At 51.4% G+C, this 461-nt stretch carries 1 protein-coding gene; it reads right to left on the bottom strand.

The window, feature by feature from the left end; translation table 11 throughout:
* The coding region (locus I6F37_RS39280) for a DnaB-like helicase C-terminal domain-containing protein (protein WP_225154267.1) at nt 1-461 on the bottom strand (461 nt) is incomplete at both ends.

The following is a 461-nucleotide window of genomic DNA, read 5'->3' on the forward strand; positions in this document are numbered from 1 at the left end:
TGTGTATAAGAGACAGGGACTACGTGACTCGACTGAACGTGAGAGCTGACTCAGGGCAATGACCGGCACATTAAGCTCACGCGCAATCAGTTTGAGTCCACGGCTGATCTCCGAGACTTCCTGGACACGATTGTTACTTCCACCAGAGTTACTGCCGCTCATGAGCTGCAAATAGTCAACGATGATGAGTCCGAGAGGCTGTATGTGTGCTTGGCGCCTAGCTTTTGTGCGCATTTCCAGCACCGTGAGTCCCGGTGTGTCATCGATGTATATCGGTGCTTCAGCCATCTCGCCCATAGCGGTAGAGATACGTTCGAAATCGTCCTCACTCAAATTACCGGTACGGATGTTCCATGCATCAACAGACGCCGCATCGGCAAGCATACGGTCAACGAGCTGCTCTTTGCTCATCTCGAGGCTAAACATGAGAACCGACTGCTTTTCTTTGCTCGCGATATTGT

It is taken from the genome of Bradyrhizobium sp. NBAIM08 (assembly GCF_020193935.1).
Lineage (GTDB): Bacteria > Pseudomonadota > Alphaproteobacteria > Rhizobiales > Xanthobacteraceae > Bradyrhizobium > Bradyrhizobium yuanmingense.